Here is a 15,485-nt window from a genome sequence, read left to right as displayed (position 1 = left end):
TTTTATAATAAAGATTTATACACACACCACTATGGATTTACACACCTGAACAAAACTTACACGCTATGGAAACAAGAGGAAAAAAACTACTCGATAATGTCGTCGAAATTCCAATTGATGACTCTATTCCTGATGTAAGCAATCACCCTTTTTTTGAAAAAAAGCGGCTAGATGCGATTGAATTCATCAAAAAACATCCGATTCCCAAGGAGTTTCTGGCACGCCATAGGAAGGCGGAAGATTAGGCTAGCTCAAAAAGCCGAAATCCACCGCGTCAGCCACTCAGGACTGAAAAACAGCATTAGCAAAGCCACCAGAAAAAGTCCGGCGATCAGTTTGCCGGATGTGCTGTTGTTGGTGGAAACCGCCCCGGCACTTACTGTTTTGAAAAACAGTAAATAGGGCAGCCTCATATAGTAGGCAAGAGAAATGGCTGCATTGAGTATTCCGCCGACGAGCAACCACAGCATCCAGGTCAGTTCCTGATCATGATAACTATCCCAAAGCGCCGAAAAAACAAGCAACTTGGAAGTAAATCCGGCGGTAGGTGGCAATCCTGCCAATGCGATCATCACGACCGTTAAAATGCCTGAAATCCAGACGTAGTTGCGGCCGAGGCCTTCGTAATTTTTGAGTTCGGATTCCTGCCGGGGTTGTAGCAGATCAACCAGAAAGAATGCAGCAAGGTTAATGACAAGATAAGCCGCGGTGTAAAATACGGCCGCTTCAAAACCGAAACGGCTGTAAGCGGCAATACCGACCAACAGATAGCCAGCCTGCGCAATGGAAGAATAGGCGAGCAAACGGCGTGCGTTGCTTTGCCAGAGGGCTGCTACGTTCCCGATCGTCATGCTGATTAATGCGATTCCACCCAAAACAGGGAAGTATTGTGCGGGTAAAATACCGGCGAGGCGCATGAGTACTAATATCACGGCCGCTTTGGGCGCTACCGAAAGAAACGACACCAAGGGCGTGGGTGCTGCTTCGTAAACGTCCGGCGTCCAGATGTGGAATGGTACCAGCGAGAGCTTGAACAGCAGACCGGCGAGGGTCAGTACAATGGTGACCGTTACTACAAGGTCGGAATTGCTGCTCAGGGCAACGGTCATGGCGTCGTTAGTGATGTCGAGCGTACCGGCGAGTCCGTAGATCAGGGAAATACCGTAAAGCATCACCGCAGAACTTGCCGTGCCGAAAAGGAGGTATTTGATGCCTCCCTCCGCAGCTTTTCTGTAAGGTGACAGCGCTACCAGCAGGTAGGAACTAATGGAAATCAATTCCAGCGACAGGTATATCGACAGCATGTGGGTGGACATCGTCAGGAGGTTCATGCCCAACACCGCGGCGATCAGCAACGCATGGTATTCCGCAGGGAAATCGTATTTTAGTATCCGTACATGCAGTAATGTGAAGATCCAGGCCAGCGTGATGAGTATTTTGAAAAAGACAGCTTGCCGGTCGAGGAACAACATGGGCTGGAACCGGAAAGAAGGTTCGGCATTCCATTGTCCCAGGATCAGTAAGAGGGTTATTAATGCGCCAGCTAATGCGATGTTCTGAAGGTAGGACGAAGTTTGCTCTTTGCCAACACGTTTCACGAGGATGATTTCGGCAAGCAGGAACAGACAAAAGAATACGGCCAGAAATATTTCAGGGATGATTCCGCCCAGGCTCTGGCGTATATGTATGAGCTGATCGTTGATGTCCAAGAGAGCAGGTACAATTTTTGTGCAAAAGTACGGAAAGATGGGAGGGAATCCAGCCCTTCGGTTTCCAAACCTCGAACTTATCAAATTAACCAACTTAAATCATGAAATATCTGCTAAGAATTTTCCCGCTGGCATTCTGCATCATGAGCATTCAGGCAATCGCGCAGGATTCTACGGGACTGGCGGGAACGCCTTATCAGGAAACACAACTGGCGGCGGGAGAGAAGTCTCCTTATCTGTTAAAGGAATGGTATTCCGGAACGGTAAGGACCAGCGACGACCGCGTGCACGATGGCGTCCAGCTGCGGTACGACTTTGTAAAAGATGAAGTTGAATACAAAACAGGGTCTGGCGTTTATCGGGTATCGTCGGGCGTCACCGAGTTTACCATCCCCAGCGGGGTGGAGCTTTATACATTCAAAAGCGGTTATCCGGCCGTTGGAAACCAGACCGATAAGAGCTTTTACCGGTTGCTCTACGACGGAAATACCAAGCTGGTGAAAAAATATACCAATCCCATTAAAGTGGAAAAAGCCAGCGCCACAAGGGAAATGGACGCTGGCGCAAAATTGTATTTGCTGAAAGACGGCAAGATGAACCCCGTGCAGCTGGAAAACCGCAACAGCTTTCTTAAACTGCTTACCGACGAACGGAACAAGCTAAACTACGTCATTAAAGAGCAGCAACTGGATTTTGCCGGTGAGGATGATCTGATCCGCCTTTTGGAGGAGTATGACTCCTATAAAGCAGGGCGTGGAGGCAACTAGGCCTATTTTTCCACGATCCAGCGGTTCACACTGTTGTATTTCCCTTCAAGAACAATCTTGTAAAAGCCGGATGGATATTTTGAAATATCTATTTCGGCTTTTTCATTGGCAACCTCCACTTCCTCCATCAGAAAATACAGATCGCGTCCTCCTTTTTCGAATTGATTGGTCGTAGTTAGCCAGATCTTCGCTTTACCTTCCTTTTCAACCGCTTTCCAGGAGATACTTACCTTGCCGGCCGATTTCTGCATGACCGGCGATACCACCGAAAGTTTGCCGGTAAATGCTACTCCGTCCACTTCAAATGCCTGTTCTTTGGGAATATTAATGTCCATATGCCGAGCCACAGTTGGGAAAATATCAACGACGCCGGGTGTGGATTTGAAATTGGTATTCAAACCTTTGGCATTCGTTACGATCCAGGTGCTGCGCTCGCGGTCGCTTTGCCCGCCGTGGCCCTTACCGGTTTTTGCATCGCGTCCGTGATCGGTCGTGACCACGATCAGCCAGTCTTCGTTGAAGTTCTTTTCACGGTGGCTGATGGATTTCCAGAGACGTCCCATCTGGTCGTCCATCATTTGAATGGCCTTGTGGAACTGCTCGCTGTCGCCGTATTTGTGCCCCATGTCGTCGGTGTATTCCAGATAGACCCATGACATATCGGGGCCATTGTCACGAATGTAGGCAGCGGCTTCATCCACTACTTTTTCATCGATTTTATGAATGTACTCGCTCTGTTTGTCATGCTTGAAATGTACGGTGTCAAGTTCAAAGCCATCGAATGAGTAGTCCAATTGCAGTTTGTTGGTCTGCGGCAAGTTCGTGCCTACGAGTTTGGTCCGGTTGTCGAGCCAGGTCGAGAAAACGGCTGTTCGTTTGTGCGGATATTGTTCTTCCAAAAAGCGAAAAAGCGTCCAATAGTTGTAATTCGGGTCTTTAATATCGTTATCCCAAACATTGTGTTTGTTGACCCACGTGCCCGTCAGCAGACTGTTATATCCAACCGCGGAGATGGTTGGGGTTTGCGAGTAGGTGCCCTTGCCTCCACCTACGTATGCACGCGTATAGCCGCCGACCTTCGCGATCGCGTCCAGGTGTGGCGTGGCGATTTTTTCTTTACTATCACTGGCAATGCCGTCCACAATTACAAAGACAACTTTTTTGGTTTTGACGGGCTGAGAAAAGGCATTGGGAAGGACGCTCGCGGCAAGTAAGACCCAGGAAAACAGATAAAATCGCTTTTTCATAGATTGAATGACTGTTTAATAAAAAATCCCTCAAATAAACGGTAAATTCACCGAATTTGAGGGATTTTTAAAACAAAGAAATTATTATCAAATCATAATTTCTTCCCTTTCGTACTATGGATTCGCCGGTTGCTCCGGCGCTGCATCCGCTTTTTTCTTCTTGCCAAACGCATACACAATGCCGAAGTGGCTTTTCAATACGCCACTGTCAAACTTATCCTTCACGTACGGGTTCAGTTCCAAAGCAAGCATAATGCGGCGATTCATCGGAAGCGGCGAAATACGCACGCCTACATTAATGGAATATCCGTCGATCGTGATCAGGTCAGCGTCAGCATCGGCAATGCGGTAAAGCGGGTTCAGTCGCAGGCCGCCGCCAATGTACCATTGCAGCACCTCTCCCCGTTTGAGGTTGATCATCGGAAGCAGGTCAATGCTCAGGCTGCTGAACAGCGAGTTGGTTTGCATGCGCGTATCGAGCCAGATCGCTTTTTTTGCATTTGTGCTGACGGTCAGTAAGCTGCTCCACGGATAATAGCCCACTGACGCCTGCGCCCGTAGTTTTTCCTGGCCTAGCAGGAGCATTAGCATCAGTACAAAAAGAACACGTTTCATCGAGGGGTGTTGATTAGCGGCGAACGGCTTTGCCCAGCTTGCCTGCTGCTTGCATGGTATTCATTTTCTTCATCATTTTCCGCATTTCATCAAACTGCTTGATGAGGTTATTGACTTGCAGAATGGTGGTGCCACTACCCGTTGCAATACGTTTCTTGCGGCTGCTGTCGATAATATCCGGGTTTTCGCGTTCTTTTTTGGTCATCGACTGGATGATCGCCTCGATCGGTTTGAAGGATTCATTGTCGATATCGAGGTTTTTGATGGCGCTGCCCATTCCCGGGATCATGCCGATGAGGTCTTTGACGTTACCCATCTTCTTGATCTGCTGCAACTGGCCCAGGAAGTCGTCAAAATCGAATTTGTTCTGACGCATTTTGGCATTGATACGCTTCGCCTCGTCTTCGTCGAATGCCTGTTGTGCACGTTCCACGAGGGAGATCACGTCACCCATGCCCAGGATCCGGCTTGCCATACGATCGGGGTAGAAGGAATCAAGTGCCTCCATTTTCTCCCCGGTACTGATGTATTTGATCGGTTTCTCAACCACCTGACGGATCGAAAGCGCCGCACCACCGCGAGCATCGCCGTCGAGTTTCGTCAGAACGACACCGTCGAAATCAAGTCTTTCATTAAATGTTTTGGCCGTGTTTACCGCATCCTGACCGGTCATCGAGTCGACCACGAAGAGGATTTCAGAAGGTTTTACAGAAGATTTGATGTCTTCCACCTCTTTCATCATCACCTCGTCCACCGCCAAACGGCCCGCCGTATCGACGATCACGATCTTTTTCCCTGACTTTCTTGCGTGTGCAACGGCATTCTGTGCGATGCTGACCGCATTTTTGTTCTCAGGCTCCGAGTAAACTTCCACGCCGATCTGCTCGCCGAGCACTTTCAGCTGCTCGATCGCCGCGGGGCGGTACACGTCGCAGGCGGTGAGAAGCACCTGGCGGCCCTGTTTTTTCAATAATGCAGCCAATTTCCCGGAGAAAGTCGTCTTACCGGAACCTTGCAAACCTGCGATCAGGATCACTGCGGGGTCACCTTTGATGTTGATTCCTTCTGCATTACCGCCCATCAGTTCGGTGAGCTCTTCCTGCACGATTTTGACGAACATCTGTCCGGGTTCAACAGAAATCAGGATTTTTCTGTCGAGGGCCTTTTCACGGATGCGGTCGGTAATTTCTTTGGCTACTTTGAAGTTAACATCGGCGTCAACCAATGCTTTACGGACTTCCTTGGTAGTAGCGGCAACATTTATATCGGATATCCTGTCCTTTCCTTTTAGTGTGCGAAAGGCGTTGTTAAGCTTGTCCTGTAAGTTTTCAAACATGGAATAATATCTATGATTCTGAACCTGAATTTGAAATAAAACACAAAGGTATAAATAAAATGAGGAGTACAGGAAGGTTAGCTTCCGTACTCCTCATTTTATTGGGCCTGCTACGGCTTGCTTATTGCTTCAATGCGACGCTCACTTCCGCTGGTTTTGGAGCCTGTATCCCGTCCTGTGCAAACTGCCGGCTGATGCCTTCATGTACGTTGTAATAGGTTTCCCAGTAAGTCACGCTGGGTGTCCATACGCGTACGTCGAAGAAAATAGCGTTTTCGGTGAGTTTGGTGACCAGGATATCGTGCTGAATATCTTTTAGCGCCGTCGGACAGGCATCCACCACTTTCTGGACCGAGGCTCTGATCTTGTCGACACCATTCTGACTTCCTGCTGCAAAAACCATATCGACCCGGATCTTGCCTTTGCCCGAAATGTTGGTGATCGGCGAAGTGGAAAGCGATCCGTTAGGCAGGATAATGGTTTTGTTGTCGGGTGTCACGAGGATCGTATTGAAGATCTGAACACCTTCCACCGTGCCGGTAAAGCCTTGTGCATTAATGAGATCTCCCACCCGGTAAGGTTTGAAAATGAGGATGAGTACACCGCCCGCAAAGTTGGCGAGGCTTCCCTGCAACGCCAGACCGACTGCCAGACCAGCCGCACCAAGTACTGCCACGAAAGAGGAAGTTTCGATGCCGATAATGCCCGCGATACTTAGAAGGAGCATTACATTCAGCAGCACGACGATCAGCGAGCTCAGAAAAGGCTGTACGTCACGGTCGACTTTCCGTTTCTCCATGACATTGCTCAGCATCGAACTGATTTTGCCTACAATGAAACGGCCGATGATAAAAGCCACGAGTGCAAGCAGGATCTTGCCGCCATAGAGTGTCGCCAGCGTCCAAAGCTGCGCTTTGATAATGTCAAAATTCATGCGTGTAGAGGTTTTGTGAATAATGGACGTGTGAAAGCGTGGAAGCAGTTTAGTTACTTTCGGATGCAAAGTGTGTGATTCCGGTGACATTAGCAATGCCTTGTAGGATCAATTGGTGTCATAATTATTCAATTTTGAACAGAATGACAGAAAAAAAGGGTAAGCAATGCCCGATTGGCATCTGCTCACCCTTTGGTGTATACTTTTTTGTAGAGGTTATTTTTTGAATTTACCTGCGATCCAGCGGAACATTTTCTTCTCTTTTTCCCAGAAAAATGAGAACTGGCCGAGGAGGAAACCGTATAGAAGCAGTAGCGTCTGGTAGGTCGGGAAAATAAAAAGAATATAAGTAATGGTTTTGAGCCAAAGTGGTGTCGTATCGTCATATCCCAGAAGATGGAAGAGCCCTTTACGGAGCCACACTACCGATGAACCTGACAAACTGAAAACGGCAAGTACCAATAAAACCTGTCTGGTGGTCTCTAATCCCCATTTTTCCTGCATTTTCCCCAACCAGGGCTGCGCATTCTTTTCTCCGCTTTGCATATAGTAACTTATTGACTGCTTCTGAATTTCCTGCAAAGAAACAACTCGGATCGCAATTTTCCTTGGTTTTAATCGAGGTTTAATGGTCTAGTTCGTGAAAGGAGCCCAAGGAAGCTCCCTTGCTGGCGAAAGCCTGTATCTGCTGTCCGGGAACTTATTCACTTCACCTTCAAAAACACGAGCAGCCCCAGAAGGCTTACTACCAATACACTCGCTGCCGCGGCCGTCATTACGCCGTCGCGCGCGTTCTTGCCCAGGAAATCCAATCCGCTGTATTTGTGCAGGAATGCGAAACTGAAACCCTCGCGGCGATTATGATCTTCCACTTTGGTCGAAAGGCGGCTGGTCGTGGTTTCAATGTAATATGTCGTATGATCGGGCGTATCGTACGCGAGTTTGACGACCGGAAGCCTTTTGTTGACGAATCCATATTCACCTGCAAAACTTGTTACCAGCGATGCTTTCTCAACCTCCGCATCTGAAATGGGCGACGAAATTTGTGCTTCCATCAGATCGCAGCAGCTTTCGGCATTACGCTCTTCCTGCGCGGCGAACTTGCGCGCGAGGTATTTGGCAAAGCGAATGTTGCCGTCTTCCAGCTTTTTGCCGTCGCGGATGTTGGTGTAATCCACCACCGTTTTGTCGGTTTCCCAGTCCTTGCGCACGGTTTGCCAGAAAATATTCTCACCCCACTTGATCAGGCCGATGTTTGATACACCTTTAAGGTCGATCATGGAGGCCAGGGCTATATCTCCGGTTTTGATCACAGGGTCATAAACATACTTTTGCCGTTCGTCGGGATCGAGCTTCTGGACGGCATGATAAGCGCCAGAAAAGGCAAAAGTGAAGGTGAAAATGCTGCACCAGATGCCGATAGAGCGATGGTATTTGCGAAGAACGCCCCGCTGATTGCCCGATCGGCCCGATTTGAATTTTTTCCACATCAATCCATAAACCAATACCCCGGCAACGGCGGAAAGAATAATGAGGCTCAGGAAGGTCACCATCACCGCAATGCGAATCGTATTATTGGTGATCATATCCATAAAACCCCAGTTATGGAATGTGCCGAAGACCCAGATGAATGCCTTGCGTCCTTTGTCATTGAAGGTTGCGAACCTGCTTTGGCCGGTTTCTACGTACACATCTGTTTGCCGCGCATCGTCGAAGCTGACTTTCCAGACTGGCAGAAAGCGGTTTACATATTTGTACTGATCCGTGAATGTCGTCAGTATTGTGCTGGAAATGATCTTTGACTGCTGATCGCCGAGCATATAGCGAGCCATATGTTCAGCATATTTGCGGTCACCGTCGATCATTTCGGTGCCGGAAACGCTATTGAAATAGCGCAATTTGTCATTCACATGTTTGACCTGGTAGTAGGTATTCCCCTCAAACCTGACCAGTCTGAAATTTTTAAATTCCGCCACTTTGTTTTGAGAAAGTACTTGTCCCAGCGACAGCGTTACATCGCTTTGCACGATGGGTTCGGCCTTGTAAAAATCATGTGGAATGGTGGTTTTGAACCAATGCGACATAAAAGGATGCATTACCCCGGATGCAGTCCAGAAAATGGTTGGAATAATGGCCAGAAGTCCCAGTATGCGGTGCCAGCGGTAAATATTTCTGCGGATTGTTTTTTCGGCCTTCTTTTTGAAGGATTCCTTTGATTGAATGGCAATATCGTCGATCATAATCTTCTATTTTTTGCCGGTGAATGTGTATTGAACCCCGAATACAAATGTCCTTGGAGCAGCCGCATTGTAAGTAGTGCGGTCAGTGGCATTGTTTCCGCGTGTCGCGTTGGTAGCGTACAGCACGTCGGTCAGGTTGAGGATATTGGAAAACAATTCGATGCCTTTCCAAGTGTAGCCGAGCCTGAAATTGAGGACGTCGTAACCTTCGTACCGGACCGTGTTGATCTGGTTCTGGTAATAGGATGCGACATGCTGCCACTCGACTGACGAGCGAAAGTTTTTCAGCCATTTCGGATAGTAGCTGAATTCGGTATTCCAAAGCCAGCGTGGCGACGACGGCATATCCTTCCCATTTACATTTTTGATAGCGTCGGATTCCCGGTTGCTGAGGGTAAATTCTTCATACCGGTGCATGGCCGTTGTTCCGCCGAAACGAAAGAAGAGTTCTTTAGTCGGTTTGTACGTCAGGCCGAATTCGATCCCGCGGTGGAGGGTCTTGCCCGCCGATTGGTAGTCGTAGGAATTGTCGGGCAGGCGTACGTTCAGCAGCTCATTCCGGCCATTCATCTGGTAAAATGCAACATCGACATAAACCTTGTTCCTGAACAGCGATGCCCATCCGCCGATTTCCGCATTGTTGAACTGAGCCGGTTGCAGGTTATAGTAAAACAAATCACCATTCGGCAGCGGTGTGGTACGTTTCCGGAATACGGATGCCAGGCCTGGTGGAGAGAAACCTCTTGAATAATTGGCATAAATGCCTTTCCCTTTACCCAGATCATACGTTGCACCGATTTTTGGGGTAACCTTACTATACGATTTGCTTCCCGAGGTGCGATCCAGAAAATTGGTGTAAATAAATGACATCCGATCGTAACGCAACCCGGCAGAAACACGGAGTTTGGGCAGTAACTCGAAATCATATTGCGCGTAGGCAGCCGTGTTCTTAATATCGGCGTCATAATCGGCATTACGGACATCCGGTCGCTCTTTTACAATGCTATATTTTTCGACCGATTTCTTGTCGGGTCTCAGTTCCGCAGCCAGATCGACCTGGTAAGACCAGTAATTGGATGGTGAAAAGTCAAAAACACCGCCCGTAATCAATTTGGAGTTCAGGAAATTGAAGCGCTGGCTGTGCTGGGCAATGAGTCCGAGGCTCTTAAAATCGCTGGAATTGATCTCACCCTTTGCGGTCGTTTGGCCGGTCACCCAGCGGATACCGTAGTTAGGATTCTGGCCGTGCTCATTTTTTCGTGCAAATGCTGTTAAGAATGTCTGCGAGCCATCTTTCCAGTCCTTTTCAAAGGTAAGCCTGCTGCGGAGCGCGTTGGATTTTCGGTAGGTGAAGTCTGTCGTGCTCACATACTGGCGTGAGTAGAATGCGACGCTATCCACACTGCCGCTGGTTTGAGAATCATACTTGCTGTAAGCAAAAGTGTAAATCAGGCGAGAGGAGGGAGTAAAATGGTATTCCAACCGTGCGTTCACCGAATTTTTGTCGTAATCCGAGTTCTTCATCCAGCTGTCCCGCTGACGTGCCACGAATCCGCCCACGTATACACCAAATTTACCAGTCATTCCGCCCGCGCCGTATTGAAGCCGCTGGTAACCCCACTGATCAGCCTGTATCCCGATTTTGGCCGTCGGGAGGATCGTTGGGCGCTGGGTGATGAAGTTGATGGCGCCACCTACGGCTTCGGGACCATAAATAGAAGAGACAGGGCCTTTTACCACCTCCACAGAGCTGATCGCAAACTGGTTAAATTCGAGGATCGAGTTATGGTTGAAAACTCCCATGGGTCGGATTGGGACACCGTCTTCCATGTACAGAAAATAGGCATTGGTTGTAAATGGCTGGCGGATGGCCATCGAGTGCTGCTCATTGCCGAGGTTGACCATCATCACGCCAGGGACTTTGTTTACGATTTCGTACATCGCTGTCGGTTTCGCTTCGTCGATCATCCGGGGTGTGAGCTTCGAAATGGCGATTGGGCTCTCGGTCCGCAATGTAGCCTCGCGATTACCGGTGACGACTACTGATTGCAAATTCTCCGCAGCAGCATCCAGCCCGATGGTAATGCGCTTTGTTTCGCCGACCTGGATTTCCCGGACGGTAAATCCGACGCTGGAAATGCGAAGTTTGGCATCCGAAACATCTTGCTTGAATGCAAAATGCCCATTGTTATCGGTAGTAGTCCCGAGCGATGAGGACAGTATCTGAATCGAAGCGCCGGGGATCGGCTCTTTGGTTTGGGAGTCGAATACGCTGCCTTCGATTCCCTGCGCGATGGATGCATGCGCGCATACATACAGGAACAGTGCCCGTAAAAATATTTTCAGGTTCATTATAGGTGATATAGGAGATTAAAATTCAGTTAGGTAACCTTTGAATTTTATCTCTTCGGGGGACGCAGCAGCTCGGCCACGGGGGCAGTGTAGAACAGGAGTTGGTGGTAGAAACGGACAGGTTCGAGGAAGGTGACTACCGCGGATTCAAATGAGTAAGTGTAGCTGGCAGGCGTAAAAAGCTGGATTACGGGTGTGTTATGAACTTTTTCCGACGTCTCCTTGTCCTGTTTTTCCTGTTGTTGTTTCAGTTTTTTGGCAAGATAGCATTTGCCATTGCAGTGTATCTGGGGCCGGTTCCGGTTTTCACACAGGACTTTTGCGATATATTTCCGGTTCAGTTTGAAATACGCAATCGTTCCCCACGGACTGAGCGTGGGCAGCATAATAGCAAGGAGCAATATGTATGCCAGGATTGAGCGCATATTTTACTTCGGCAATCGGCTGTCGGCTTAGGTAATGGCTAGCTGATTGCAGATAGCCGACTGCCGAAAGTCATTAAAAAGATGTCCCTATTCCGGGATCGGAGAAACGTTTGTCTTTGATAAAATCGTCGTCATTTAAGGTATTCAGAAAGGCAATGATCGATTGTTTTTCTGAGCCGGTAAGGTTGATTCCCTTTTTTTGCCCGGCTATGTTCAGCAACGGGTCCAATGTAGGGGAGTCGTAAATGGTGTTTTTACCAGATTGGTCGTTGGCATAATGGTCAAGTACCTGCTGTAAAGTAGTAAAGCGGCCATCGTGCATGTAGGGGGCCGTGAGGCCTGCATTGCGCAAACTCGGAACTTTGAATTTCAACCGGTCATTTTCGTTCAGAGTGATGTTATACCGCCCCTGGTCATTGATTTTATTCGTGGGCAGACCATTGTTCCGGAATTTCTGATCCGAGAACAATTCACCGCTGTGACAGGTCGCGCACTTCTGTTTGAAAATGGCCAAACCGTCCTTTTCCTGGGCAGTGAGCGCAGAGGCGTCTCCGCGAACGAAATAGTCATAACGGGAGGTGGCCGATACCATCGACATCATGAACTGGGACAACGCCTGCATCATGCGGTCCGCATTGATCTCGTCGGTCCCAAAAGCCGCTTTGAACATTTTGGGGTAATTAACCTGCTTGGCAGCACCTGTAACGGGTGTTTTTTTCAACTTCTCGATCACATTCGGGACCCGCTCGTCCATTTCCACTTTGTTCTGAATGGGTACAGGCGGCACCATGTCCATATCATGCACACCCCCGTCCCAGAAGAATGAAGTATTCCAGGCCATGTTTTGTACCGAGGGAGCATTACGTGTGCCAATCAGGTCGTCGACGCCGTGACTCAGATCGTGGCCATGATGGGTGAATGCAGCCTGTTGCTGGTGACAAGTGCCGCATCCTATCTTGTCGGTTCGCGACAAAATGCCGTCATAAAACAGAAATCTTCCCAGTTCAACGCCTTCGACGGTCATTGGATTTTTGGACAGATCGTAAACCGGATCGGGGAAATAGGAGGGCTTGGTCCATTGCAAGGGAGTCGGCTTGCCGGTTGGCGGCGCGGGCTCAGGATTTTCGGAGCTCTTATTGCAGGAGACCGCCAATCCTAAAAAGGCTGCTATTAAACCGCAAATGCCGATAATCTGCTTCATTACTGGGAACTAGTTGAGATCGATCCGGTCAAAACTGAACATCGTGGCATAGTTCTCAGCTATTGTTGCCGAAAACGGTGTAAACATGACTCCCGAATTTTCCTTGATACTGAATGGCGTGGGACCGTTGAATATTTTCAGGACATCGGCTTTGAGATAAACATCGGAAATCAGTGTAGTGGTCACAATCGCTTTCTGGCCGGTGAAATTGACTTTTACTGTTTTGATATTGTTCAGCGTCCGTTCGGTAAGACCGCCGAAGCCACCGATATGATAATAGTAGTTGCCATTAGGAGTACTGGCTGAATCGGCACTCCCTTCCATTTTTAGGAAAATATAGCCCGGATTCCAATCCCAGTACATCGCCTCTTCATTGGTGGGCCCCATATCTTTATCCAGAATGCCCTTCCGTTTAGAAACGTCGGAGACACTCCGAAGACTGTCGACACCGATCGTAAATTCCATACCGATATACTCACCCGTTAAAACCTGGTTGATCTTTATCTTTCGGGAAGAAGTATCCGTTTCGCGGACCAGGAAATAGCTTGAATCCTGCGGAACGGTGAAGGTAGAACCGTCTATTTTAATCAGTTTGATGTTGGAAATGAAATAGTTGAGCTTGCTTACCGTGAATTCCTCACCCGCCGCATTGGTATATTTTGTGCTATCCAGTTGTAAATCCCGGTCACCGACTACATTGTCCAGGTTAATGCGAATAGAACCCGTCTCGATCGGGTCGGTATCATCGTCTTCGTCAGGGAACGAGCATGATACCGCAAAAATCCCCAACGTTAACGCAAGCGTAGAAAGGGATAGAAATGAAAATGCGCTTTTCATAGGCTATGTGTTATGAAATAATGACTCAAGTACACGAAGTCGTGCCGCGAGCTCGCAAAGTTGCAAAGAGATTTGTTCTAACTAATGTCAGAACTCGGAATGGGGCCGTTTTATGCGAAAATTAAGCCAGCGGAGGATGAAAAATATCGTCCGGGGCAATGCGGGGTGTGAACAGAGAAATAGAGGCAAAATTCGTTGCTGAGGTGATATTCAACATGACAGCACTGGTTTTGAAACCGAACCCGGCACTCTGGTCCATTACCTGATCGAGGAGCTTAAACATGTAACTTTTTTCAGCCTGACGTTTTTCCTGCTCATTCAGTGCAGCAATGCGTTTGGCCAGGTAACATTTGCCGTCGCAATGCATCTGGGGGCGTGTCCGGTTTTCGCACAGGTTAGCGACGATATAGTCCCTTCTGATCTCAAAATCCAGGTACAACAAAGGAATCACCCACACTTTGATCAGCATGAGGCTCAGCAGGCTAAGCGATATCCATTGTTTAGAAGAATTTCTCACAGTAACAGAAACGAAGGAAACAGAGAAAATGGTGTTTCGGAGGCAAAGGTAATCATCAATACGTAGAAAGTCGATGAAACGTTGAAACGGGGGCGAATTCATTAACGGATCTTATAATGGATCTGCAGGGACATACCGCCAGAATAAAGCAGACGATTGTTGAATCCGGGTGGCGTATATCCGAAGCCGGGAAAGTACTGAACATAAGAAGAAGCCGCACCACGCAGGCCCACTACATTCCGCAGCGTTAGCCGGAGCAGCCAATCTTTATGCAATGTGAAGTCGTACGCAAAATAGCCGTCGATACCGAGGGCTACATTGTTGGTTTCTTTGAAATGCCCTTTATAATCGCCAAATGTGGGGCCTTCGAACGAAAATTTTCCATGGTAGCCGGCCAAGGAGAGGATTGGACCGTAGCCTAAGCGCAGCGCATGCAAAGGCTTGTGCGCTTTCTTTACCTCGTAGGCAATCCTGAAATAGGTCCCTCTGAATCGTTGCGGAGGGTCAAAAGCGTTATACTGATGAGTGGTACCGCTGGCGAAACCTGCGCCTGTGTGCAAGCGGCGAGTTGGGCGCGCAAGGTCGAGCAGATAGTAGGGTTCGACTATTATGGTGTTCCGGATATAATAGTGGTCTGGGAAAATAAAGGAAGGGATACTGTTGATTACATCAATCCCCAGGTATTGTCCTCTGCGAAGGCTGTCCTGCGAAATGGCTGGAAAAGCCGATAATGCGAGCATTATCATGAAGATGAACTGCTTCATAATGTGACGCTGATTGAAATGCCGCCTTTTGTTCCAACGAATGGATTTACTTTACCGTCGGGCACGTAAGGTTCATAGTACATTTCCACCTGACTGAAAGTAGCCTTGTACCGGGGACCTTTTTGTGGTTCGCGTGCATCTGCGATAAATCCGCAACCACCTTTGTACCTGAACACCCGGTCGTAGTAAATAGATAGGGTGTCGGTGCGGTCCTTGAAGAGGAATACATAAGTTGCGGTGTCGGAAAGAAGAGAAATAGGAAGAGTCACCTGTGTGAAGGTTGGGTGAAATAGAGGTATCTGGCTTCGAACGGCCTCCTGATTGACCGCTTTTAATGCAGATAGTGAATCGAGCTGCAACGAATCCCCTCTAAACGTTATCAAGGCTGTCAACTCTGCCTGAGGACCGCAATCGATACAGCTTTGGAATAGTGTGCCCGCAAGGAGGAGAAAAACAGATAGGAAGCGTTTCATCGAATGGACGATCGGTTTTAGACAAATTCTGAGACACAAAATTCATCTTAATCGTTGCCCTATGGTTT

The 15,485-nt window shown here is 48.4% G+C and carries 16 protein-coding genes; 2 read left to right on the top strand and 14 right to left on the bottom strand.

Going from position 1 to position 15,485, the window contains the following annotated elements; genetic code table 11:
• Positions 1-65: 65 nt before the first annotated feature.
• Positions 66-245 carry a hypothetical protein gene (locus BP71_RS25530; protein ID WP_496384411.1) on the top strand — a complete coding sequence of 60 codons (180 nt, stop codon included), beginning with the start codon at positions 66-68 and terminating at the stop codon, positions 243-245.
• A 6-nt stretch (positions 246-251) separates the two neighbouring features.
• Here the strand turns inward: BP71_RS25530 and BP71_RS25525 are convergent, their stop codons facing one another.
• Entirely contained in the window at positions 252-1,709 is a 1,458-nt protein-coding gene (locus BP71_RS25525; protein ID WP_496384410.1) for an NADH-quinone oxidoreductase subunit N, read from the bottom strand.
• A 101-nt stretch (positions 1,710-1,810) separates the two neighbouring features.
• Between BP71_RS25525 and BP71_RS25520 the strand changes: the two genes are divergently transcribed.
• Positions 1,811-2,476, top strand: a complete 666-nt coding sequence (locus BP71_RS25520) for a hypothetical protein (RefSeq protein WP_496384409.1) — start codon at positions 1,811-1,813, stop codon at positions 2,474-2,476.
• A 2-nt stretch (positions 2,477-2,478) separates the two neighbouring features.
• Here BP71_RS25520 and BP71_RS25515 read toward each other — a convergent pair whose 3' ends face one another.
• From BP71_RS25515 to BP71_RS25455, 13 genes are all read right to left on the bottom strand, one after another.
• Positions 2,479-3,723: an alkaline phosphatase family protein gene (locus BP71_RS25515; protein WP_496384408.1), complete on the bottom strand. Its 1,245-nt coding sequence runs from the start codon at positions 3,721-3,723 to the stop codon at positions 2,479-2,481.
• Between the two features lie 114 nt (positions 3,724-3,837).
• Positions 3,838-4,338 carry a hypothetical protein gene (locus BP71_RS25510; RefSeq protein ID WP_496384407.1) on the bottom strand — a complete coding sequence of 167 codons (501 nt, stop codon included), beginning with the start codon at positions 4,336-4,338 and terminating at the stop codon, positions 3,838-3,840.
• A 13-nt stretch (positions 4,339-4,351) separates the two neighbouring features.
• Positions 4,352-5,674 (bottom strand): signal recognition particle protein, encoded by a 1,323-nt coding sequence (ffh, locus tag BP71_RS25505; protein ID WP_496384406.1) that lies wholly within the window; start codon positions 5,672-5,674, stop codon positions 4,352-4,354.
• Positions 5,675-5,795: 121 nt separating this feature from the next.
• A complete protein-coding gene (locus BP71_RS25500; RefSeq protein ID WP_496384405.1) occupies positions 5,796-6,608 on the bottom strand; it encodes a mechanosensitive ion channel family protein in 813 nt (270 codons plus the stop codon).
• Positions 6,609-6,824: 216 nt separating this feature from the next.
• A complete protein-coding gene (locus BP71_RS25495) occupies positions 6,825-7,154 on the bottom strand; it encodes a DUF6787 family protein (protein WP_295926116.1) in 330 nt (109 codons plus the stop codon).
• Between the two features lie 158 nt (positions 7,155-7,312).
• On the bottom strand, positions 7,313-8,848 hold the full coding sequence (locus BP71_RS25490; protein WP_496384404.1) for a PepSY-associated TM helix domain-containing protein: 1,536 nt from the start codon (positions 8,846-8,848) through the stop codon (positions 7,313-7,315).
• A gap of 6 nt (positions 8,849-8,854) precedes the next feature.
• Positions 8,855-11,200, bottom strand: a complete 2,346-nt coding sequence (locus BP71_RS25485) for a TonB-dependent receptor (protein WP_496384403.1) — start codon at positions 11,198-11,200, stop codon at positions 8,855-8,857.
• Positions 11,201-11,247: 47 nt separating this feature from the next.
• Complete coding sequence (locus tag BP71_RS25480) at positions 11,248-11,625, bottom strand: hypothetical protein (RefSeq protein ID WP_496384402.1); 378 nt, start codon at positions 11,623-11,625, stop codon at positions 11,248-11,250.
• 73 nt (positions 11,626-11,698) lie between these two features.
• Entirely contained in the window at positions 11,699-12,826 is a 1,128-nt protein-coding gene (locus BP71_RS25475; protein ID WP_496384401.1) for a cytochrome-c peroxidase, read from the bottom strand.
• A gap of 9 nt (positions 12,827-12,835) precedes the next feature.
• The gene (locus tag BP71_RS25470) at positions 12,836-13,663 is read right to left on the bottom strand and encodes an MbnP family protein (protein ID WP_496384400.1); all 828 of its coding nucleotides are present in this window, start codon (positions 13,661-13,663) and stop codon (positions 12,836-12,838) included.
• 121 nt (positions 13,664-13,784) lie between these two features.
• Entirely contained in the window at positions 13,785-14,282 is a 498-nt protein-coding gene (locus BP71_RS25465; RefSeq protein ID WP_496384399.1) for a hypothetical protein, read from the bottom strand.
• On the bottom strand, positions 14,282-14,944 hold the full coding sequence (locus BP71_RS25460; protein WP_496384398.1) for a hypothetical protein: 663 nt from the start codon (positions 14,942-14,944) through the stop codon (positions 14,282-14,284). The genes BP71_RS25465 and BP71_RS25460 overlap by 1 nt, the downstream gene beginning before the upstream one ends.
• Complete coding sequence (locus BP71_RS25455) at positions 14,941-15,417, bottom strand: hypothetical protein (protein ID WP_496384397.1); 477 nt, start codon at positions 15,415-15,417, stop codon at positions 14,941-14,943. The genes BP71_RS25460 and BP71_RS25455 overlap by 4 nt, the downstream gene beginning before the upstream one ends.
• Between the last annotated feature and the right edge of the window lie 68 nt (positions 15,418-15,485).

It is taken from the genome of Dyadobacter ginsengisoli DSM 21015, assembly GCF_059568735.1.
Note: the sequence above shows the minus strand (reverse complement) of the source record. Positions and strands in the feature narration are given on the sequence as shown.

Bases quoted from the DNA above. Each gene is read 5' to 3' on its own strand.
- BP71_RS25495 (WP_295926116.1), bottom strand. From the start codon at position 7,154: ATGCAAAGCGGAGAAAAGAATGCGCAGCCCTGGTTGGGGAAAATGCAG.
- BP71_RS25480 (WP_496384402.1), bottom strand. From the start codon at position 11,625: ATGCGCTCAATCCTGGCATACATATTGCTCCTTGCTATTATGCTGCCC.
- BP71_RS25515 (WP_496384408.1), bottom strand. From the start codon at position 3,723: ATGAAAAAGCGATTTTATCTGTTTTCCTGGGTCTTACTTGCCGCGAGC.
- BP71_RS25455 (WP_496384397.1), bottom strand. From the start codon at position 15,417: ATGAAACGCTTCCTATCTGTTTTTCTCCTCCTTGCGGGCACACTATTC.
- ffh (WP_496384406.1), bottom strand. From the start codon at position 5,674: ATGTTTGAAAACTTACAGGACAAGCTTAACAACGCCTTTCGCACACTA.
- BP71_RS25490 (WP_496384404.1), bottom strand. From the start codon at position 8,848: ATGATCGACGATATTGCCATTCAATCAAAGGAATCCTTCAAAAAGAAG.
- BP71_RS25500 (WP_496384405.1), bottom strand. From the start codon at position 6,608: ATGAATTTTGACATTATCAAAGCGCAGCTTTGGACGCTGGCGACACTC.
- BP71_RS25465 (WP_496384399.1), bottom strand. From the start codon at position 14,282: ATGAATTCGCCCCCGTTTCAACGTTTCATCGACTTTCTACGTATTGAT.
- BP71_RS25460 (WP_496384398.1), bottom strand. From the start codon at position 14,944: ATGAAGCAGTTCATCTTCATGATAATGCTCGCATTATCGGCTTTTCCA.
- BP71_RS25470 (WP_496384400.1), bottom strand. From the start codon at position 13,663: ATGAAAAGCGCATTTTCATTTCTATCCCTTTCTACGCTTGCGTTAACG.
- BP71_RS25520 (WP_496384409.1), top strand. From the start codon at position 1,811: ATGAAATATCTGCTAAGAATTTTCCCGCTGGCATTCTGCATCATGAGC.
- BP71_RS25510 (WP_496384407.1), bottom strand. From the start codon at position 4,338: ATGAAACGTGTTCTTTTTGTACTGATGCTAATGCTCCTGCTAGGCCAG.
- BP71_RS25475 (WP_496384401.1), bottom strand. From the start codon at position 12,826: ATGAAGCAGATTATCGGCATTTGCGGTTTAATAGCAGCCTTTTTAGGA.
- BP71_RS25530 (WP_496384411.1), top strand. From the start codon at position 66: ATGGAAACAAGAGGAAAAAAACTACTCGATAATGTCGTCGAAATTCCA.
- BP71_RS25485 (WP_496384403.1), bottom strand. From the start codon at position 11,200: ATGAACCTGAAAATATTTTTACGGGCACTGTTCCTGTATGTATGCGCG.